This is a genomic window from Helicobacteraceae bacterium, assembly GCA_031258155.1.
In the GTDB taxonomy this organism is placed as follows: domain Bacteria; phylum Campylobacterota; class Campylobacteria; order Campylobacterales; family SZUA-545; genus JAIRNH01.
Map to the genome: position 1 here is coordinate 1 of JAIRNH010000056.1, position 20,115 is coordinate 20,115.

Consider the following 20,115-nt stretch of genomic DNA (forward strand, 5'->3'; position numbering starts at 1 on the left):
CGTCCCCCAAAACTCCGCGAGCCGCTCGATCTGCCGCCTCTGCCCATATCAACGCCTCCTTTAGCGCGTCAATGGCGACGCTTATAATACGCGCCGCTCGCGCTATTTGCCTTTAAGCCCGCGTCAAATCCGCTTCCGCTCATATTTGCCTTCTTTCAATTCCGTCTGGCAAACGTCATTCTATCATATATTGATTTTTATTTTTCTAATCATATTTGAAACCTACGCGGCAAGACATATCGCGTTTTCAGCCGACAAGGCGCTTAACCGTTTTAGGCTATGATCGACGTTTTTGGAGGGGCGCGTGAAAGAGATTTTAATCACCAACGACGACGGCTACGAGGCGGACGGTTTGAAGGCGCTAATAGAGGCGCTTAGACCCTTAGGTCGCCTAACGATCGTCGCGCCCGCGACGGAAAAATCCTCGTGCGGACACAGCCTGACGCTTACGCGACCGCTAAAGTTTATCGGCGTTAGCGACGATTTTTACAAGCTCGACGACGGAACGCCCTCCGATTGCGTCTATCTCGCTCTCCACTCGCTCTTTGCCGATAGGGCGCCCGATCTGGTCGTAAGCGGGATCAATCGCGGCGCGAACCTAGGCGAGGATATGACCTACTCCGGCACGGTCGCGGGCGCGATGGAGGCGACCTTAAAGGGGATAAACGCGATTGCGATCAGTCAGTTTATGACGAGAGACGACAACGGCGGCTATAGCTACGACTACGATCTAGCCGCGAAAACAGCCCGCGAGATCGTCCAAAAGATTTTCGAGGGCGGCTTTCCGCTCCCGCCGCGCCAACTGCTAAACATAAATATCCCCCATGTTCGCCCCAATCGGTGTAAAGGTTGGAAAATAACCGTCGCGAGCCGTCGAGTTTATACCAACGACGCTTCTAGACGCGTAAATCCGCGCGGAGAGGAGTATTTTTGGCTCGGATCGCTACCCTTTGATTTTATTCCTACGGAAAACGGCGATTACGAAGCGCTAATAGACGGATATGTTTCAATAACGCCCGTTATGTGCGATCTCACCGCGCGCGCCTCAATCCAAACGCTTCGCGCCAGAATAAACGGAAGTTTGTAGCGCCGTCGCGCTAAATTGGCGCTCTTTTATATCGTCCGCATTCGCCGTTTAAGCAAAAAAGCGGCGCGGGCAAACGCTCGCGCATAGTCGCTTTAGCGTATAATCGCGCCAACCATTACAACGAGGCGGGCAATGAGCGATCCATTTTATGTAACTAGTCCTATTTACTATGTAAACGACGTTCCGCACATCGGACACGCCTACTCTACGATTATCTGCGACGTTTTAGCGCGAAACGCCAGACTAAAGGGGCGCGAGGTCTATTTTCTAACTGGAACGGACGAACACGGGCAAAAGATCGAGCAGGCGGCGAAGGCGAAAAACGAAACTCCAAAGGCTTACGCCGACAAGATCAGCGCGGAGTTTAAGGCGCTATGGGATTATTTTGACGTTACCTACGATCGCTTTATCCGCACCACAGATCGCGATCACGAGCTTGGGGTGCAAAAAGCCTTTGAGATTATGCTTAAAAACGGAGATATATACAAAGGCGAGTTTGAGGGGCGCTATTGCGTTTCATGCGAGACTTTTTGGAGCGATTCTCAACTTTTAGAAGGCGGCGCTTGCCCCGATTGCGGCAGACCGACGGAGCTGTTAAAAGAGGAGAACTATTTTTTTAGAATGAGCGCCTATCAAGATCGGTTGCTTCAATGGTATGAAAGCGACGAAAATCTTATTCTGCCACGATCGAGGCGCAACGAGGTGATCCGTTTTGTGCAGAGCGGGCTAGAGGACCTTTCGATTACGCGCACGACCTTTGAGTGGGGAATCAAGCTGCCAAAAAGCGTCGCCGATCCGAAGCACGTAATATACGTTTGGCTCGACGCGCTGATGAACTACGTTACCGCGCTGGGCTGGGGAACGGACGAAAAGAACCTTCGTTTCTGGTCTAACGCCGCGCACGTTATCGGTAAGGATATTTTGCGCTTTCATGCGATCTATTGGCCTGCGTTTCTGATCAGTCTCAACCTGCCGCTTCCAAAGCGAATCGCCGCGCATGGCTGGTGGACGCGCGACGGCGCGAAGATGAGCAAATCCAAAGGCAACGTAGTCGTTCCGCGCGAAGTGGCGGACGCTTACGGGCTGGAGCGGTTTAAATACTTTATGCTTCGCGAAGTGCCGTTCGGACAGGACGGCGACTTTGCGCAAAAAGCGCTGATCGATCGCATAAACTCCGATTTGGCAAACGATCTAGGCAATCTGCTTAACCGTCTGCTCGGCATGGCGGAAAAATACTTCTCCCTTAACGTTACAACGGTTAATACGCCGCATTTTGACGAGAAAAAAGAGGAGATCGACATTCTGATCGCCTCGCTAGATACGTTGTTCGAGTCAATGCAGTTTCACCGCTATTTGGAAGAGCTATGGAAAGTTTTTTCAATCGGCAACAAAGCGATCAATGATTTCAAGCCGTGGGAAAAGATGAAAACGGGCGACGATAGTCAGGTCGCCGAACTGCTAGTTTTTGTCGCCAATCTGCTGGCGAAAGGCGCCGCGCTCTTAGCGCCGATTATGCCAAAGAGCGCCGATCAGATTGCAAAAGCGCTAGGCGTTACCATCGACGCGGCGATAAGAAAATCGTTAATCGAGCAAGGCGAGTGGATCGCCTCGTTCGCGCTAGAGAGACAGGCGCCGCTTTTCGCGCGGATCGAATCCGCGCTCTTAGCCGAAGCGCCAAGCGTCGGAAGCGAAACGCCGGACGCGAGTTTTGATCGCGTTACGATCGACGAGTTTCGCAAAATCGAGATAAAAGTCGGCGTGATCGCGGAGGCGAAAAGAGTCGAAAAGAGCGATAAGCTCCTACTGCTGCAAGTCGATTTGGGCGAGGGCAAACCGCGTCAAATCGTCGCCGGCATCGGCGAGTTTTATGCGCCGGAAGCGATTATTGGAACGCAAGTTTGCGTTGTAACCAATCTAAAACCCGTTAAGTTGATGGGCTACGAAAGCGACGGAATGGTCTTGGCGGCAAAGGACAAAGACGGTCTGCGTCTAGCGCGCGTTGAATCCGCCGTAACGAACGGAACGCCTATCAAATGAGGATCTCCTCGCTTGTCGAGGTTATCCGCGGCAGACTGTTAAACAACCCCTCGATCGACGCGATCGGAGGGTTTAGCTTCTTGGCGCAAACGACGAAGCGCGGGGAGTGCTACTTTCATAACGGCGACGAGACGGCGTTAAACGCGGCGGTCGCGAACGGCGCGTTCGCGGTTGTCTTCGAGCAAGCGACGCAGCTTAGAGATTGCGAAATAGCGTGGATCGCTATCGACGATATGAACCGCTCCTTATCGGCGCTCTCGCGCTATTTGTTAATCGATCGCAACGCTCTGGTTTTTCGCGCCTCCAAAGCGTGCGCCGCGATCGCTAAGAGCGTAATTTTGGATAAGCGCGTGTCGGTCGATCCAAGCTGCAAAGAGGCGATCGCGCTACTTAGCCGCAAGGAGGATTTTGCGCCGCTTTTTATCTCTCAAGACGGCGGCGCTTTGATCGAGGCGGCGATCAACATAGAAACGTTGGCTTCGGAAGACGAAAACGCGCCGATCGCGATTGTTCGAGAGACGATCTTGCAGACGGAGATCTTATACGACGGCGAACGTTTTACGTTAGCTATGCCGTCGCTTTTTATACCGGAATTGTCCAAAGCGATCGCCTTTGCGCGGCGATTTGGCGCGCCGATTAAACTGGATCGCCGAATAGAGATCGATCGCTTCAGGGCATATCCGATCTCAAACGGCGAACGATTGTTGGTTTTTGATCGCGCAAACGACGAGGAGGCGCGAGAGGCGATCGCCTTTATCCGCCGCGTCGCTCCTTGGGCGAAAATATACGCTCCTAAAGAGCGTTTCGATCCAAAAGCCGCGTTCACCTGCGCGTATCTGAACGGTTTTGACATGCGGGAGGTATTCTCTAATCTGCCGCGATTTACCGTTTTACCGCTTTTTGCGCCCGATGGTTAAGCGTTTTTTAAACGTAGCGCCAAAACGCATCTAAAATACGTTAATATCACCCGTTTATTCTCACTATGGAGCGCCATTGCGTATTGTTCCTCTCTTGCTAACGCTTGCGATCGCGGCGTTTGGCGACGTTACGATTGAGAAAATCTGGTCGGACGACGAATTAAAAGCGCACGAATCGGGCGAGTTTTTGCGCTTTAGCCTCTATAAATTAGAGGGCAACGTTACGGGCAACACGCTTTTAGTCGTCGGCGGCGTGCATGGCGACGAGCCGGGCGGCTATTTCGCGCCGTCGGTTTTAGCCTCGCGTTATAAGATCAATAAAGGCGCGGTTTGGGTCGTTCCGAACCTGAACGCGGAGAGCATAGCCCGTTCAAGGCGCGGGCTATACGGCGATATGAATCGCAAATTTGAGAAAATCGCCGAAAAAGATCGCGATTTTGATATGGTGCGCGAAATCAAAAAGATCATTCTCGAACCAAGCGTCGATCTCGTATTAAATCTCCACGACGGACACGGATTTTACCGCGAGCGGTGGGAAAGCGCCATATTTAACCCCAGAGCTTGGGGGCAAACGCTCGTAATAGATCAAAAAACGCTCGCCGACGCGAAATTCGGCGCTATGGACGAGATCGCAAAGCGCGTTACGGACAATATGAGCGCGTCGCTAAAAGAGGAGCATCACTTTTTTCGCGTCAAGAATACGGAAACGCGCTATAAAGACGAGCAGATGCAAAAATCGCTCACCTATTTCGCGGTTACTAACTTAAAACCCGCGTTTGGGCAGGAGACGAGCAAAAATATCGACGCGCTGGCTTTGAAAGTCGAGTATCACTTACGCTCGATAGAAGAGTTTATGAAGGTGATGGGTATTGAATACGAGCGCGATTTTGAACTCTCTGCGAAAGGCGTTCAGGCGGTTTTGGACAATAGCGGCTCTCTCAAAATCAACGATAAAATATCGCTTGAACTGACCGAGCTAAGAACCGTTTTGCGTTTTATGCCGTTGCGCGGCGGCAAAAAAGATCGTTTTGTTTTCGATCACCCGCTCGGCGCGATGAAACAGATAGACGGGCGCTACGACGTTTTCATAGGCAATAAGCGCATAAGCTCTTTTTATCCTCAATTTTTCAACGATAATTGCCAACTGGATAAAGCGACGATCGCGATCGACGGCGCGAGCGCCGTAACGGCGATCGGCGATACGTTCGAGGTCAAAAACAGCTTTAATATCGCGCCGATCGAAGGCGTTCGCGTAAACGTGATAGGTTTTAGCGCCAAAAACGCGCGAAACGAAAGCGGAATCGTAATCGAGAGAAAAAATATGATCGGACGTTTTAGCGAAGACGTTAGGGAGCGAATCTACCGCGTGGAGTTTTATCGCGGCGACAATTTTTGCGGGACGATTAACGCCAAATTCGCTAAGTAGCTTTCGCGTAAGTCAACGCGGCGTATCCGTATTTGGATCGCGCTTTGAGCGCCGCGTCGTCAATGCGGCGGTTTTTGCGATCCTCTTGATAGGAAAACAGACCATAAACGACGGGTTTATCGTTGAAATCGCCGGCGCTAACGGCTAAATAGTTTATGGCGTCGCTTGGATTTTTGTCGATCGTTTTGAAAGCCTCTTTGGCGATCTGCCGCAATAGCTTCTCGCTAAACGGGCGATCGGCTCTAATTTTGACGCGCTCGTTCGGAAAAATCTCATAGCCCGCGATAAAGGTAAAACTAAGCGGTTCCTTGTTGCTCCGCGCGATATTATAGGCTAGACGACCGCATAGGATATACAGCCTTCGTAGCGCTTCGGCGCGATCGAAGATCGGATCGAAAACGCGCGATATGCCTATCTGTTTGCGCTCGCTCGCGTCGGTTTCTAGCGCAATCCGCTCTCCTTGCAGCTCGCGAAGCAGATCGCGCCCGTTTTTGCCGAGCGCGGTTAGCAGGCTTGGCGATCTGAGCGCGTCGCCCAGCGTTCTTACGCCGTATCGCTCTAAATACGCGCCCGTCTTTTGCCCGATTCCGGCGAGCGCTTTGATTGGTTTGTCGTTTATAAAGCCGTTTATATCGCCGTCTTTAACGATCAAAACGCCAAACGGCTTGGCGCTTTTTGACGCCAGCTTAGCGATCGATCTGTTTGCTCCCGCGCCAATAGAGGCCGGCAGACGCAACTCTTTGTAAAGATCGGCTTGCATATTGCGCAGATACCGCTCGATTTCGTGTTCTTTGATAAATCCCTCTAGCGATCCAAAAAATTCGTCTATGCTATAGCGCTCCAAAACGGGAACGCGCGCCTCTAAAAACTCGGCGGCGGCGTTGGATAACGACGTATAAAAAGGTAGATCGGCGCCCAAAACTCGCAGTTTCGGGCAGCGGCGCAACGCCTCGCAAAGCGTAGTCCCCGTTTTAACGTCGAAACTGCGCGCCTCGTAACTCGCGGCGATCACCACTCCGCGCGCGCGAGAGCCTTCCAAAAAATGTGATCGCCAATCGCCGCCGTCAAATTTACCGCTAGACGCGCAAGGAGGCTTTTGGGCGCTCGCGTTTGTTTTGATCGTCTCGCCGCCAAAGATCGCCGCGTCGTTTCTCTTTACCACCGCAGCCGCCGCGCCGCGAAACGGAGCGTAGCGCGTCCTCTCGGCGCTAACGAAAAAGCAATCAAAATCAAGATGAATAATCATCGCAAATCGGCGCTAAAAACGCCCGTTACTCTGCCGATTATCCGCGCTTCGTCGGGGGAGACCTCGATATTCGGATAAGCCGCGTTGTCCGAAACCAGCGTTAAAGAGCCGATCGCGGCGCGGCGGATACGTTTGACAAACAATCCCAGCGGCGCGGCGATCGCGTAAATAGCGCCGTCCTTGATCCTATCTTCGCCGCGATCGATAAAGATAAGATCGCCGTTTTTTATCGTCGGCTCCATCGAGTCGCCCTCGACCTTAACTATGTCGATCGCGCTTCGATCGCCGCGCGAGGCAAAGGCAAAACAAGGCGCCAACGCCGCCGTTTCATACTCCTCGCCCAGATCGAACGTTCCGCCGCCGGCTGAAAGTTTAGCCTCGCCGAAATACCTAGCGAACGAGTAACGCTCCGTGTTTTCCACAAGCGAAGCGGCGCTTTGGTTGAACAACACCCAATTGATGCTGACGCGCCGCTTAGCGCAGAAGGCGGCGATCTCCTCTAAAGGAAGGCGATCGCGGCTTTTGAGCGTCGCCAAAGCGCCCGCGCCGACGCCAAGCGCCCGCGCTACGTCCGCGTCTTTTACCTTTCCCTCGAACTCGCTTGAAAGTATCTCTTTGATCCGATCTAACGCCTCTTGCGCTCGCGCCATCTTTCGCTCCTTTTTTTGGACAATATAACACGTTGCAATTAAAATACCGTAAAAGATTACATAATGTGATGTTAGCTACGATCGCGATTTAAATAAATCAAGATTTGATCGGCGCGATTTTCCGCTCGACTAGCCCGCTTTTACCGCAAGATCGCTAAAATATAGTTTTAACACGTGTCGGAGTCGTATGAAACAAAGAATAGGCGTTATTTTGGCGCTTGGCGCGTTGGCGCTTGGTTGCTCGCAAAAAGAGGTCTCCAATCAAAGCGCGGAGTATTGGTATCGTCAGGTTTCGGAACAGATCGTAAGAGGCAATATAGAGCTGGCGGGCGATCGGTATTCGGGGTTGGCGGGAGAGCATTTCGGATCGCCTCTTTTAGCGGAGGCGACGCTTATGATGGCGATCGCGCATTTGGAAGCCGAAGAGTATCTGCTCGCCAATTTCTATCTCGACGAATACGCAAAGCGTTTCGGCGCGCGTCAAAACGCGGATCGCATCGCGTATCTTAAATTGCTTTCGGATTACCGCGGAATTACGCGCCCCTTGCGCGATCAGAAATTAGCGCTAGACGCGATCGAGCGATCGGAGGCTTTTGTATCGCGTTTTGGCGAAAGCCGATTTAAACCGTTCGCGGCGACAATCGGCGTCAAAGCGAAGTTGTTTAGTCGCGAGCTTAGCCTGAAGATAGCCGATCTCTATAGACGGCTCGATAAGGAGGAGGCGGCGAAATACTACGAGGCGTTCGGCGAGTTCAAACCCGCCAACGACGGCAAATGGGAACCGTCTTACAGCTGGTTTCCAAAAAGCCTGTTTGAGTAAAGGCGTTTGATGGAAACCGCGCATAACTCTAATTTGCCGACGACAATGCCGCTGATTATCGAAAGCGATCTGTTTTTATACCCTTTTATGATTTCGCCGCTGTTTTTGAGCGACGAAAGAAATATAGCCGCCGTCAACGAGGCGCTTGCGAACCGCGCTCCCGTTATGGTCGCCGCCGCCAAAGAAAACGGCGACGGTTTTTACGACGCGGGAACGGTGGGCATAATTATGCGAAAACAGGTTTTGCCGGATAAGCGCGTTAAGGCGCTCTTTCAGGGATTTTCGCGCGGTAGAATAACCGGCGTAGTCGAGAACGCCGCCGGTCGCGCTATATTTGTCAACGTTTCCGAGATAGAGAGCGGGATATACGACAAAACGCGCATAGGAGCGCTGCTTGAGAGCTTAAAAGAGAGCGCCCGCGCGTTTTCGTCCGTAAACGCGCATTTCCCCAACGATATTTTAGGCGCGATCGAGGATTTTAGCGATCCAAACCGCGCGATCGATTTTATAGCCAGCGCGTTAAGGCTAAGGCACAGCGAGTCTTACGAGCTGTTAATCGAAGCCGATCTTGAAAAGCGGTTAATAAAGCTGCTGGAGATTATCGCTCGGCTTATTGAAAACGCCAAGTTGCAGCGCGAGATCAAAAGCAAAGTGCATAGCAAGATCGATCAGATTAACCGCGAATACTTTCTAAAAGAGCAGCTAAAGCAGATTAGAAAAGAGCTTGGCGAGGAGACGCAACGCGACGAGGAGATCGAGGAGTATCGCAAAAAACTTGAAAAGAAAAAAGACTCTATAGGCGAGGAGGGCTACAAAGAGGTCAGAAAACAGCTCGATCGGCTTGGGCGAATGCATCCCGATAGCGCGGACGCAAATCTGTTGCAAACCTACATAGAGTGGGCGCTAGAAACGCCGTTTGGCGAGTTTTCCAAAAGTAAATTGAGCGTATCCGCCGTCGAGAAAAGACTAGAGCTTGATCACTACGGGTTAAAAAGACCAAAAGAGCGGATTGTGGAGTTTTTTGCCGTTAGGGAGCTTTTAGAGCGGCGCGAGGCGAACGCCAAAGAGCTACGCGGAACGATTTTGTGTTTCGTAGGACCGCCCGGCGTCGGCAAAACGAGCCTCGCAAACTCGATCGCCAAAGCGTTAAAACGCGAGTTGGCGCGAATCGCGTTAGGCGGCATGGAGGACGTAAACGAGCTGCGCGGACACCGCCGAACCTATATCGGCGCGATGCCCGGTCGCATTGTGCAGGGGCTTATCAACGCCAAAACTATGAATCCCGTGATGATATTAGACGAGATCGACAAAGTGGGGCGCAATATGCGCGGCGATCCGACCGCCGCGCTTTTAGAGATACTCGATCCGGAGCAAAACGATCACTTTCGCGACTACTATCTGAACTTCTCCATAGACCTTAGTCGCGTCGTTTTTATCGCTACGGCTAACGATCTAGGCGCCGTCCCCGCGCCGCTTCGCGATCGGCTGGAGGTTATCAATATCAGCAGTTATACTCCGCAGGAGAAGATCGAGATCGCCAAACGCTATTTGATTCCGCAGGAGCTAAAAAAGCACGGGCTAGACAAGGAGGAGCTAAAAATATCCTCCGCCGCCCTGCGCGATATGGCGGAAAAATACACCAAAGAGGCGGGCGTTCGCAACCTGCGCCGCGCGATCGCGCAGATTTGCAGAAAGGCGGCGAAAACGCTTCTAGCGGGCAAAAGCGGGGGGGTCGCCGTCGGATCGGACAACCTCAAAGAGTATCTGGAAAAAATTATCTACGAGGTGGAACGCGTCGGCAAGAAAAATATCGTGGGCGTGATTAACGGGCTGGCTTGGACTCCCGTCGGCGGCGACGTGCTGAAAATCGAAGCCGTTAAAATCCGCGCGAATAGCGGCGGTTTGCAATTAACGGGCAGTCTTGGCGACGTAATGAAAGAGTCGGCGCAGATCGCCTACAGCGTGGTAAAAACGCTGATAGACGAGGGTAAAATAAAGATCGATCTAGCCTCGATTCCTAAAACTACGGACGCGAACGGCAAGGAGACGCCGATTACCGCGAGCGACATATATAACCGCCACCTGATCCATCTGCACGCGCCGGAGGGCGCCACGCCAAAAGACGGACCAAGCGCGGGCGCGGCGATGGCGTGCGCGATCGCGTCGATTCTTAGCTCCAAAGCCGCTAGAAGCGATCTGGCTATGACGGGCGAATTGACGCTCACGGGCAGGATTTTGCCGATCGGCGGGCTGAAAGAAAAACTGATCGCGGCGCACCGAGCCAAAATAAAAACCGCCCTGATTCCGCAAAAAAACTACGAGAGCGATCTAGACGAGATTCCCGACGAGGTGAAAAATAGCCTAGAGATTATCCCCGTTTGTAAAATCGACGAGGCGATCAAGCTCGCGTTGGAATCTTGAATGATCGATTATGAAAAGCTCGCCAAATACTCGGCGCCCGTTCCGCGCTACACAAGCTATCCGACCGCGCCGGAGTTTAGAGACGATTGGACGCGGCGCGATCTGAGCGAATGTATAGCGCGATCCAATCAAAGCTCCAGAGCGCTTAGCCTATATTTTCATCTGCCTTTTTGCCGATCGGCGTGTTATTTTTGCGGCTGTAACGTAATATACACAAGTAAAGAGGAGCTAAAAGATCGCTATATCGATTATCTATCGCGCGAGATCGCGATAATCGGCGATATGCTAGACGTAAAACGCGAGGTTCGGCAGATTCACTTTGGCGGCGGCACCCCGACCTTTTTCAGCGCGGCGCAACTTGCCAAAATTATCGGGGTTATCAAATCCGCCTTTCCCAATATAGCAAAGGACGCGGAGTTTGGCGTTGAGATCGATCCTAGATTTTTTACGATCGAGCAGATGGACGTTTTTGCCCAAAACGGCGTTAATCGCGTCAGCTTCGGCGTTCAGGATTTCGATCCTAGCGTGCAGGAGGCGGTGCATAGAGTTCAGCCTTTCGAGATCGCCCAAAACGCCGTTGAAATCGCGCGATCGCGCGGCGTTAAAAGCGTTAATATCGATCTGATGTATGGTCTGCCCCGCCAAAACGCGGCGACGTTCGAGCGAACCCTAGAGCTAACTTTGCGACTTGCGCCCGATCGCCTCGCGCTATTTAACTACGCGCACGTCCCGTGGCTAAAAAAAACTATGCGCAAGATCGACGAGAGCGCTATCCCGCCGAGCGCCGAAAAACTAAAGATGTTTCAAATCGCCGCAAAACTATTTGGCGAGAGCGGTTTTGAGATGATCGGTATGGATCACTTCGCAAAGCCGGACGACGAGCTGTGCGTCGCGCTGAAAGAGGGCAAGCTGCATCGCAACTTTCAGGGCTACACGACGCATAGCGAATGCGATCTGTTTGGTTTCGGCGTTACGAGCATAAGCGAGGGCGAGGATTTTTACTCGCAGAACGTTCGCGATCTAAGCGGTTACGAAAAGGCTATCGACGGCGGTTTGCCGCCGACGCTTAGAGGCGTCAGGCTAACCGAAGACGATCGGTTGAGAAAACGGGTTATATTCTCGCTGATGGGTTCGTTTTCGCTTGATTTTGCCGCGATCGAGGCGGAATTTGGGATCAATTTTGAACGGTATTTCGCCTCCGATCTAGAGGCGTTAGCGCGGTTAGAGGCGGACGAGTTATTGTCGATCGCAAATCGCCGCATAACCGTCGGCGATACGGGAAGATTGTTGATCCGCAATATCGTTATGCACTTTGACGATTATCTAAGAAAAACAAGCCCGCAAAATCGCCGTTTTAGTAAAAGCGTTTAATAATCGCGCTACAATATCTAGTAAAAAATATAACCGAAAGGATTGTCAAATGATTTCCGCTAAAAGATACTTTGAGGGCAAAAGCGATTTGCGAGCCGATCAGACGACCTTGAAGGGCGAGCGAGAAAAAAAAACGAGCGGCTATTACGAATTGCCCGATACGCAGAGCGCCCTCTTAGGCGATCTTGAAATCTTCGCAAAAAGAACGGCGGGCTTTGATTCGATAATAGTCGTTGGCATAGGCGGATCGTCGCTGGGCGTAAAAGCCGCCGATCGTTTCTTGCGCCACTTACCTCAACGTAACAACAAAAAAATACTATTTCTGGAAAACGGCGATCCTATAGAGTTATCCGTTGCGCTAGAGTCGATCAACCTGCACAGATCGTTTATCCTAATCGTTTCTAAAAGCGGCGGCACAATCGAAACAATCTCTATTTTTAAGCTACTGCTATCCAAACTAGGCAAGAGCGAAACGGACGGCTCTTGCGCCGAGCAGTTCGCCTTTATCACCGACGAGGGTTCGCCGCTAGACAAGCTCGCCCAAAACAACGCGATCAGCCGTTTTCATCTGCCCAAAAACGTCGGCGGGCGTTTCTCGGTTTTAAGCGCCGTCGGGCTTGCGCCGCTTAAGACGCTAGGTTACGACGTGGAGCGACTTCTGGAAGGCGCGAAAGCTACGCGCGACGATTTTTTCAAGGACGATCCTTTGGGTTTAAGCGTCAAATCTTCGTTTATCGTGGAAAACGGCGCGCGAATAAACGCGATTTTCGCCTATTCAAACAGCTTTGAAGAGTTTGTCAAATGGTATGTCCAACTCTGGGGCGAGAGCTTAGGCAAGCTGGACAAAAATAAAAAGCGCGTAGGTTTTACGCCTGTCGGCTTGATCGGCTCGGTGGATCAACATTCGTTTTTGCAACTGATTATGGAGGGTCCGCTGGATAAAACCGTAACCTTTATTAAAGTTCGCGATTTTAGGCGTAGCGTCGCAGTGCCGCCGATTAGCCTCGCGGGATTAGAGAAAAACGATTTCGCTAACAACCAAACCTTTGAAAACCTGATCAACGCGCAAGCGGACGCGACGCTAGAGGCGCTAAACAGCGTAGGCGTTCCGACCGACGAGCTGGTAGTCGATCGTCTCGACGAGTATTACTTGGGCGCGCTATTTATGTATTACGAGCTTTTAACCTCTTTGGTTGGCGCGAAACTTGGCGTCAATACCTACGATCAGCCGGGCGTGGAGCTTGGCAAACAGATTCTTGAGAAAAAATTTAAATAGGATATTACAATGAGCGCGATTGCGGTTATGACAAGCGGCGGAGACAGCGCCGGAATGAATCCGGGCATCAAGCAGTTTGTCGAGCATAGTTTAGAAAGAGGACTGAAACCATATTTGATTTACGACGGGCTAGAGGGCATGATCGACAACAGGATCAAGCCCGCCGCGCATAGAGACGTTTCGGGCATTATCTATAAGGGCGGCACGATCATACGATCGTCGCGCTCTAAGCGGTTTTTTGAAAAACAGTGGCGCCAACGCGCCTATGATAATCTGCGCGCGCACGATATAAATAAACTCGTCGTTTTTGGCGGCGACGGCTCTTTTCGCGCGCTCGACGTTTTTTACCGCGACTTTGGCGTGCCGTTTATCGGCATACCGGCGACGATCGACAACGATATTTTTGGCACCGATTACTGCCTTGGCGCGGATACGGCGTTAAATATTATCCGTCAAGCGATCGACGACGTGCGCGACACGGCGAGCAGTTTTAAGCGCGCCTTCGTAATCGAAACAATGGGGCGCGACTGCGGCTATCTCGCTCTCGTTAGCGCGCTTACTAGCGGCGCGGAGATCTGCCTTATCCCCGAACTCTCCTACGATCTGGAAAGTCTCGGTCGGCGCTTTAAGCGCGAGGTGCAAGCCGGTCGCACCTATATTATCGCGATCGTAGCCGAAGGGGTAAAATTCGCCGCGCAGCTAACCGAATGGCTAGAAGACGAGATCGGAATGGAGTCGCGGCTGACGACGCTGGGGCATATTCAGCGCGGCGGCAGTCCGACGGTTCATGATCGGTTGATGGGCTTTGAGTTTGCCACGCTTGCGATCGACGGCTTGCTTGAAGGGCGAAGCGGCGAGGTAGTCTGCTACAAAGCGTCCAAAATGGTCTATAAATCCATCGGCGAAATCGCTGGCGGAGAATACAAGATCAATCCGCTCCATTTGGAAGCCGGTAAAAAACTGACGAAATGATCGACTGGCTTAATACGAGCGCGGCGATCTGGCGCGGCGACGGTTTTAAGGCGGTTAAACGTCTTGATCCGATCGCTCTTGGCGATCTACTGGGAATAGATCGCCAAAAGGAGCTACTGCTTGCCAACACGCGCCAATTTCTAAGCGCCAATCCATGCAACCACGCGCTATTGTGGGGACAGCGCGGCTGCGGCAAATCTAGCCTAATCAAAGCGGTTTTCAACGAGCTAAAAAGCGAGGGGTTGCGCCTAATCGAGGTTGATCGCGACGAGCTTGCGAATTTGCCGTTAATCGCCGATTTGGTAGATAACGAGCCGTTCAGGTTTATCCTCTTTTGCGACGATCTGAGTTTTGAAAACGACGAGCGCGGTTATAAGGGGCTAAAGCGGATTTTGGAAGGCTCTATCGAGCTGCCGCCGGATAATATCAAGATTTACGCCACCAGCAACCGCCGCCATCTGGTAAGCGAGAGCCTAAGCGATAACGACGGGGCGATCGTAGCGGGAACAAGGGGCGAGCTACACTACGCCGACGTTGTGGAAGAAAAACTTTCTCTATCCGATCGCTTCGGCTTGACGCTCTCGTTTTACGCGGGCGGCGAAGAGGAGTATTTGGCGCTGATCGACGCGTATTTTAGAGATTACGGGGGCGATCGCGCAAAGCTGATGTCGGAGGCAAAGCGTTTCGCGCAACTTCGCGCCGGCAGAAGCCCCCGCGTCGCGAAGCAGTTTATAGGCTACTACGAAACCGCCCTAAAACGCTAATTTCCCGCGCGAAACCAAGCGCGTTTATCCCAAAACGCCCGCGCGATCCTTTACCAACAAAGAACGCGGAATCCTACGAATGGCGATCGCCGGCGTTAGGCGAACTTTTGTCTCTCGCAAAGAATACGGATCGCGGTTAGCGCGTTTCGTTGCGCGAAATAACAATCCGCGCGTCATTTTATGGGACTTGGGCTCGATCTAATCCGTTAAAAAACAATGTCGATCAGCTGACTTTCGTTTTACGGATCGATATTTTCGCGCCCTCTTTGTCACCCGCGCGGAGCGATAGAAACGCGATCGCTTCATAGTCGCGAAAGAATGCGGGTATCCACTCCCCCTCGATCGCGCGAAGTATCGCAATTAACCCTCCTCCCTCCATCATTCCCGCGAAGGCGGGAATCCATCCCCTCTCTCCTTCATTCTAGCGAAGCGCCCGCTTTGGTAGGAGCGCAAGGCGCGTAGGATTGCGGGAATATATCTCTCTCTCTCGCCTTCGGCGTATCTGGATACCCGCTTTCCTACGCGATTACTGGATCGCTTAAAGCGCCAACTTCTACAAAAATATTGCGATTGGCGGTATCGCCTAAATCAAGCCGATCGTTGTTAGGTTCCGTAGCATAAACCTCGCCGTTTTTTGATAGCGCGAGGGAGTGATTGTCGCCGGTAATTCAGCGATAATGTTTTTGCCGCTTAAACTTGTAACTTCGGTAAAGGTTTTGCGGTTGGTTCCATAACCGCTATCGCCTAAACCAAGCTGACCATTGTTGTTGCGTCCCGCAGCATAAACCTTGTCGTCTTTTGATAGCGCAAGGAAGCGCTTGGAGCCGGCGGATATAGCGATAATTTCGGATTTAGTTTCGCCTTTGGCGCTGCTTTCGTTTTCCGAACCTTCGCTGTAGCCGCTTGAAGCAAACGAAATAAACGCGATCGTTAATAGTTTAATAGAAATAGAAAACAGTTTTTCAATCGGCGCTAAAACCGCCCGTTTAGTCAAAAGCGATTGTCCGCTATCATTTTTGTTAGCGGTTGGCGATAACAATCCGCGATCGCCAATTGATTTAGATCGCGTTAAACCGATCTTTCGCAAAAAAGACGATAACACGAAAACTCCTTCTATAACTAAAGATAAGGCTCTCGATAATGGCTATCTCTGACTTAAAGCGTTTAACAAAACCAAATTAGCGACTGCTTTTTGTCGGATTGGCGTTTCGCGTGAATTACAGAGAAGCGGAAACGACAATTCGCGCGATCAAGCGCGATAAAACGGCGAACCAACCACTGCCAACGTTTTAATGCGCGTTATACCGCGTATTTCTCGTCATACCCGCACGAAGCAAGCGCAAGCGCTTAGTAATCGAAGGCGTGTATCCAGAAACGCAGAAGAATAGAGAGAGATGGATTCCCGCTTGCGCGGGAATGACGGAAGCGCGGTTTCCGCTTTTCGGCGCGTTCTTGGTTTGTTATCGGCGCGCGGCGACGCTAAAGGACGCGCCTTTTTATTATCGCGGTTAATCGCGCAAGAGCTTCATATATGGCGACAATGCGCAACTATCCAACTCGCGCGCTTTTTAGATCGCCTAATATCTCGTAAGCAAGTTTGCGATTGCGGGGTTTGGATTGGCTATGCGGCGGCGTAGATACGGCGCTAGGGCGTTCTAGGCGGCGTTGAACGTAAGGATAAACGACGCGCCTTCGCCCTCTTTGCTTTTTAGCCTGATTTCGCCGTTATGAACCATAACGATATGTTTGACTATGGCAAGTCCAAGCCCCGTGCCGCCGGTTTTTTTGGATCGGGATTTATCCACGCGGTAGAAGCGCTCGAAAACGCGGCTTTGCGCCTCTTTGGGAATGCCTATGCCATTGTCGGCGATCGTTACAAAAATCTTGCCGTCGTTTTGCGTTATTTCAATCTCAATTAAGCCGTTTGGTTTGTTATATTTAACGGCGTTGTCGATCAGGTTGTAGAACGTTTCAAAGATCATCGATCGCGCGCCGAGAATAACGCCGCCGCCTTTTAGCGTTACGCGCACTCCGCGCTCAAGCGACTTTAGCGCCAGCGCGTTTATCGCGTCGCTCGCAATCGCGTTTAGCTCGATCGGCGCGAACGACTCGGAGCGCTCGCCCTCGTCAAGCTCCGAAATTTTAATAATATCCTCGATCAGCGCGATCAGCCGCGCCGCCTCGTCTTTGATCTTTGCGTAAATCTCTCGTTTATCGCCCTTTTTTACCATATCGCCGCTAAGCATCTCCGCGTAGCCGTAAATGCTGGTCAGCGGCGTTTTCAGTTCGTGAGAGACGTTAGCGGAAAACTCGCGGCGCATCTCCACAAGTTTTGTCTTTTCAGCCAACTCCGTCTCGATCTGCTCGCGTTGCGCGGCGATGGTTTTGGCAAACGGCTCGAACTCTTTGTAGGGCGCCTCGAATTTGGCGTTTATATCCGCTTTGTTAATTGGGTCGATTATCTTTTGCGTAAGCCTGCTAGCCATCGCGAAGGAGAGGACGATCATAACCGCCACCACGCCTATTATCGTTGGTATGGCGCTCGCAAACGCGCCAAAAACGCTGGAGGTCGTTATAGCCGCCCGCAGTATCGCGCCGTCGCTTAGTCTGATCGCGTAGTAGTAGGTCTCCTCTTTGATCGTATCGGAAAATCGTTTGGATTCGCCCGCGCCGTTTTTAAGCGCGGCGATAACCTCCTCGCGATCGGCGTGATTTGCGAGATCGACGGCGCTTACGAAGGCGTCGAACGCGACCGTTCCGTTTTGCTCTATTAAGCTAATTCGGACGCGATCTTTGCCAACCAAGATCGCCTTTTGCGCCGCCGTTTTGGAGTTAGCGCCCACAAACGGCGCCAAGCGCTCTTTAAGCGTCGCGCGCGCCTCGTTCGCGACATGCGCGTAAAACGCGAGGCAAAGCGCCAACGCGCTCAATGTCAGCGTAACGGCGACCAACGCCGTCATATAGACGTATATCTGTCTTCTCAATAGTTAGTCTTTGGCGTCTTTGCGACGCGATAGCCTCAAAATTATACGCTAATCTTTGATCGTATAGCCTACGTTTCGGACGGTTTTTATCAGATCGCCCGCGCCCGCGAGCTTATGGCGCAACGATTTAATATGCATATCCACCGTGCGGCTTTCGCCTAGATAATCAAACCCCCACACCTGTTCAAGCAGCATATTTCGCGTGAGGACGACGCCTTTGGCGCTCATCATATATTTAAGCAGCTCAAACTCCTTGTAGGTTAGCGCGATCTCTTTTTGATTGACGAACACCGCGCGGCGATCCGCGCGCAAGGTAATCGCGCCGATTACGACCTCGTCCGCTTTTTCCTCGCCGCATCTTCGTAAAACCGCTTTGATTCGCGCGATCACCTCCAAAACCGAAAACGGCTTTGCCACATAGTCGTCCGCGCCTAGATCAAGCCCTTTGATCCTGTCCATCTCCGAGCCTCTAGCGGTGAGCATAATAACGGGCGTGGTTTTGGTCTGTTCGTTAAGTTTTAGTTTTTTCAAAATAGAAATGCCGTCCTCGTCGGGCAGCATAATATCCAGCAAAATCAACGATGGCGTTTGCGTTTCCAGCGCCCTGCGAAAGGCGATCGCGTCGGCGAAGCCTTCGGCTTTGAAACCTGCGGAGTTCAGCGCGTATAACGCCATTTCGCGGATATTGTCGTCGTCCTCCACCATAAAAACGCTTCGCGTTTTTTTGCTCACGCCTAAAAAACCCGCCTGTTTTTATGCGTTCCGTCGATCGAAAATATAACCCACTCGGCTATATTTACGGCGTGATCGCCGATACGCTCGTAATATTTAGCGATCTGTAACAAATCTATAATCTCCTCTCCCCGATCGGGGTCCTTATGCACAAGAGCGATTGTATCCTTTTTTGCCGTTAAGTATAGGTTATCCACTATATCGTCGTTCGCTATCACCGCCTGCGCCAGCGCCATATCTTTTTTTACATACGCTTTAACGCTGTTCGTTACCATCATAATCGTGTTATCAGCCATCTGAGATACCAGCGCGAGGTTTTTGGAGCGCTCCCGATCGGAGAGATAGACGCTTAGCTCGGCTATATCCGCCGCCTGATCGGCTATGCGCTCCATATCGGTGATCATCTTGAGCGCGGCGGAGACCTGCCGCAGATCGCCCGCCACAGGTTGCTGTTTTAGCAGCAGTTTCAGGCAGAGGCTTTCGATCTCGCGCTCTTTGTCGTCGATCGCGTCGTCGCCCTCGATCACGGCTCGCGCCGCTTCCAGATCGCGCGTTTGGAGCGCTTTTGTCGCTTTGGTTATAGCGCGCTCTATCAGCGCGCCCATCTCGATCATGCTTACGTTTAGCCGCGATAGTTGTTCGTCGAAGTTCTTGCGCATCATCCAAATCTCCCCGTAATGTAATCTTCCGTGCGCTTATCCTTAGGCGTGGCGAAGATCGTTTCGGTTTTATCGTATTCAATCGCCTCGCCCAAAAGAAAAAACGCCGTTTTGTCGCTTATTCTCGCCGCCTGTTGCATATTGTGCGTTACGATCGCGATCGTATATTTTTCGCATAGCTGGATCAGCAAATCCTCGATTTTGCCCGTGGAGATCGGATCGAGCGCGCTTGTCGGCTCGTCGAGTAGCAGCGCCTCTGGCTGAACGGCTAGAGCGCGCGCTATGCAAAGACGCTGCTGCTGACCGCCCGATAGTCCTAGCGCGGGCTTTTTGAGGCGATCTTTCGCCTCCTCCCACATCGCGGCGTTTCGTAGCGAAGTCTCCACGATCTCGTCTAACGCGCGGCGCGATCTAACGCCGTGCGTGCGCGCTCCAAAAGCGATATTGTCATAAACGCTCATAGGGAACGGATTTGGTTTTTGGAAAACCATTCCGACCCGTTTTCGCAGCAGATTTACGTCCATATTGTCGTATATGTTCTCTCCGAATAGCTTCGTCTCGCCCGTTATAACGCACCCGTCGATCAGATCGTTCATACGATTGAGCGTCCTTAGCAACGTCGATTTTCCGCAACCGGAGGGTCCGATAAACGCCGTTATCTCGTTCTTTTCTATCGTCATATTCACCGATTTGAGCGCGTGAAAATCGCCGTAGTAAAGATTCACGTCGTTGATTTCAAAACAGTCGTTCATG

The 20,115-nt window shown here is 51.9% G+C and carries 18 protein-coding genes and 1 pseudogene; 10 read left to right on the plus strand and 9 right to left on the minus strand.

Translation table 11 applies throughout. The features are described from left to right. Positions 1-304: 304 nt before the first annotated feature. From surE to LBF86_07495, 4 genes are all read left to right on the plus strand, one after another. Positions 305-1,087 (plus strand): 5'/3'-nucleotidase SurE, encoded by a 783-nt coding sequence (gene surE / locus LBF86_07480; GenBank protein ID MDR0665341.1) that lies wholly within the window; start codon positions 305-307, stop codon positions 1,085-1,087. Positions 1,088-1,219: 132 nt separating this feature from the next. Then, positions 1,220-3,124: a methionine--tRNA ligase gene (metG, locus tag LBF86_07485; protein ID MDR0665342.1), complete on the plus strand. Its 1,905-nt coding sequence runs from the start codon at positions 1,220-1,222 to the stop codon at positions 3,122-3,124. Next, complete coding sequence (locus LBF86_07490; GenBank protein ID MDR0665343.1) at positions 3,121-4,041, plus strand: hypothetical protein; 921 nt, start codon at positions 3,121-3,123, stop codon at positions 4,039-4,041. The genes metG and LBF86_07490 overlap by 4 nt, the downstream gene beginning before the upstream one ends. 76 nt (positions 4,042-4,117) lie before the next feature. Next, positions 4,118-5,467: a succinylglutamate desuccinylase/aspartoacylase family protein gene (locus tag LBF86_07495; GenBank protein MDR0665344.1), complete on the plus strand. Its 1,350-nt coding sequence runs from the start codon at positions 4,118-4,120 to the stop codon at positions 5,465-5,467. Here LBF86_07495 and LBF86_07500 read toward each other — a convergent pair. Next, positions 5,460-6,713 carry a hypothetical protein gene (locus tag LBF86_07500; protein ID MDR0665345.1) on the minus strand — a complete coding sequence of 418 codons (1,254 nt, stop codon included), beginning with the start codon at positions 6,711-6,713 and terminating at the stop codon, positions 5,460-5,462. The two genes, LBF86_07495 and LBF86_07500, sit on opposite strands and share 8 nt — an antisense overlap. Beyond that, positions 6,710-7,363 (minus strand): hypothetical protein, encoded by a 654-nt coding sequence (locus tag LBF86_07505; protein ID MDR0665346.1) that lies wholly within the window; start codon positions 7,361-7,363, stop codon positions 6,710-6,712. Before LBF86_07505 ends, LBF86_07500 begins: the two co-directional genes overlap by 4 nt. Before the next feature lie 187 nt (positions 7,364-7,550). Here LBF86_07505 and bamD point away from each other — a divergent pair, with 187 nt between their 5' ends. From bamD to LBF86_07535, 6 genes are read left to right on the plus strand one after another with little or no spacing between them, the layout of a single operon-like run. After that, positions 7,551-8,183, plus strand: coding sequence for an outer membrane protein assembly factor BamD (gene bamD, locus LBF86_07510; protein ID MDR0665347.1), 633 nt, complete (start codon positions 7,551-7,553; stop codon positions 8,181-8,183). Positions 8,184-8,192: 9 nt separating this feature from the next. Next, the gene (gene lon, locus LBF86_07515) at positions 8,193-10,604 is read left to right on the plus strand and encodes an endopeptidase La (protein ID MDR0665348.1); all 2,412 of its coding nucleotides are present in this window, start codon (positions 8,193-8,195) and stop codon (positions 10,602-10,604) included. Then, positions 10,605-11,975 carry an oxygen-independent coproporphyrinogen III oxidase gene (hemN, locus tag LBF86_07520; protein MDR0665349.1) on the plus strand — a complete coding sequence of 457 codons (1,371 nt, stop codon included), beginning with the start codon at positions 10,605-10,607 and terminating at the stop codon, positions 11,973-11,975. Positions 11,976-12,024: 49 nt separating this feature from the next. Next, on the plus strand, positions 12,025-13,251 hold the full coding sequence (locus tag LBF86_07525) for a glucose-6-phosphate isomerase (protein ID MDR0665350.1): 1,227 nt from the start codon (positions 12,025-12,027) through the stop codon (positions 13,249-13,251). Positions 13,252-13,260: 9 nt separating this feature from the next. Beyond that, positions 13,261-14,223, plus strand: coding sequence for a 6-phosphofructokinase (locus LBF86_07530; protein MDR0665351.1), 963 nt, complete (start codon positions 13,261-13,263; stop codon positions 14,221-14,223). Next, on the plus strand, positions 14,220-14,987 hold the full coding sequence (locus LBF86_07535; protein MDR0665352.1) for an ATP-binding protein: 768 nt from the start codon (positions 14,220-14,222) through the stop codon (positions 14,985-14,987). The genes LBF86_07530 and LBF86_07535 overlap by 4 nt, the downstream gene beginning before the upstream one ends. Positions 14,988-15,210: 223 nt before the next feature. On the opposite strand, the gene LBF86_07540 is transcribed toward LBF86_07535, so the two are convergent. From LBF86_07540 to pstB, 7 genes and pseudogenes are all read right to left on the minus strand, one after another. Next, positions 15,211-15,369, minus strand: a complete 159-nt coding sequence (locus tag LBF86_07540) for a hypothetical protein (protein MDR0665353.1) — start codon at positions 15,367-15,369, stop codon at positions 15,211-15,213. Between the two features lie 136 nt (positions 15,370-15,505). After that, the gene (locus tag LBF86_07545) at positions 15,506-15,655 is read right to left on the minus strand and encodes a hypothetical protein (protein ID MDR0665354.1); all 150 of its coding nucleotides are present in this window, start codon (positions 15,653-15,655) and stop codon (positions 15,506-15,508) included. 11 nt (positions 15,656-15,666) lie between these two features. Next, positions 15,667-16,089: pseudogene (locus tag LBF86_07550) on the minus strand (hypothetical protein). A 553-nt stretch (positions 16,090-16,642) separates the two neighbouring features. Then, positions 16,643-17,971, minus strand: a complete 1,329-nt coding sequence (locus LBF86_07555) for a hypothetical protein (GenBank protein ID MDR0665355.1) — start codon at positions 17,969-17,971, stop codon at positions 16,643-16,645. Between the two features lie 48 nt (positions 17,972-18,019). Next, positions 18,020-18,703, minus strand: a complete 684-nt coding sequence (locus tag LBF86_07560) for a response regulator transcription factor (GenBank protein ID MDR0665356.1) — start codon at positions 18,701-18,703, stop codon at positions 18,020-18,022. Positions 18,704-18,705: 2 nt separating this feature from the next. Continuing rightward, positions 18,706-19,365 (minus strand): phosphate signaling complex protein PhoU, encoded by a 660-nt coding sequence (gene phoU / locus LBF86_07565; GenBank protein ID MDR0665357.1) that lies wholly within the window; start codon positions 19,363-19,365, stop codon positions 18,706-18,708. After that, positions 19,362-20,114, minus strand: a complete 753-nt coding sequence (gene pstB / locus LBF86_07570) for a phosphate ABC transporter ATP-binding protein PstB (protein ID MDR0665358.1) — start codon at positions 20,112-20,114, stop codon at positions 19,362-19,364. The genes phoU and pstB overlap by 4 nt, the downstream gene beginning before the upstream one ends. Position 20,115: the final 1 nt, after the last annotated feature.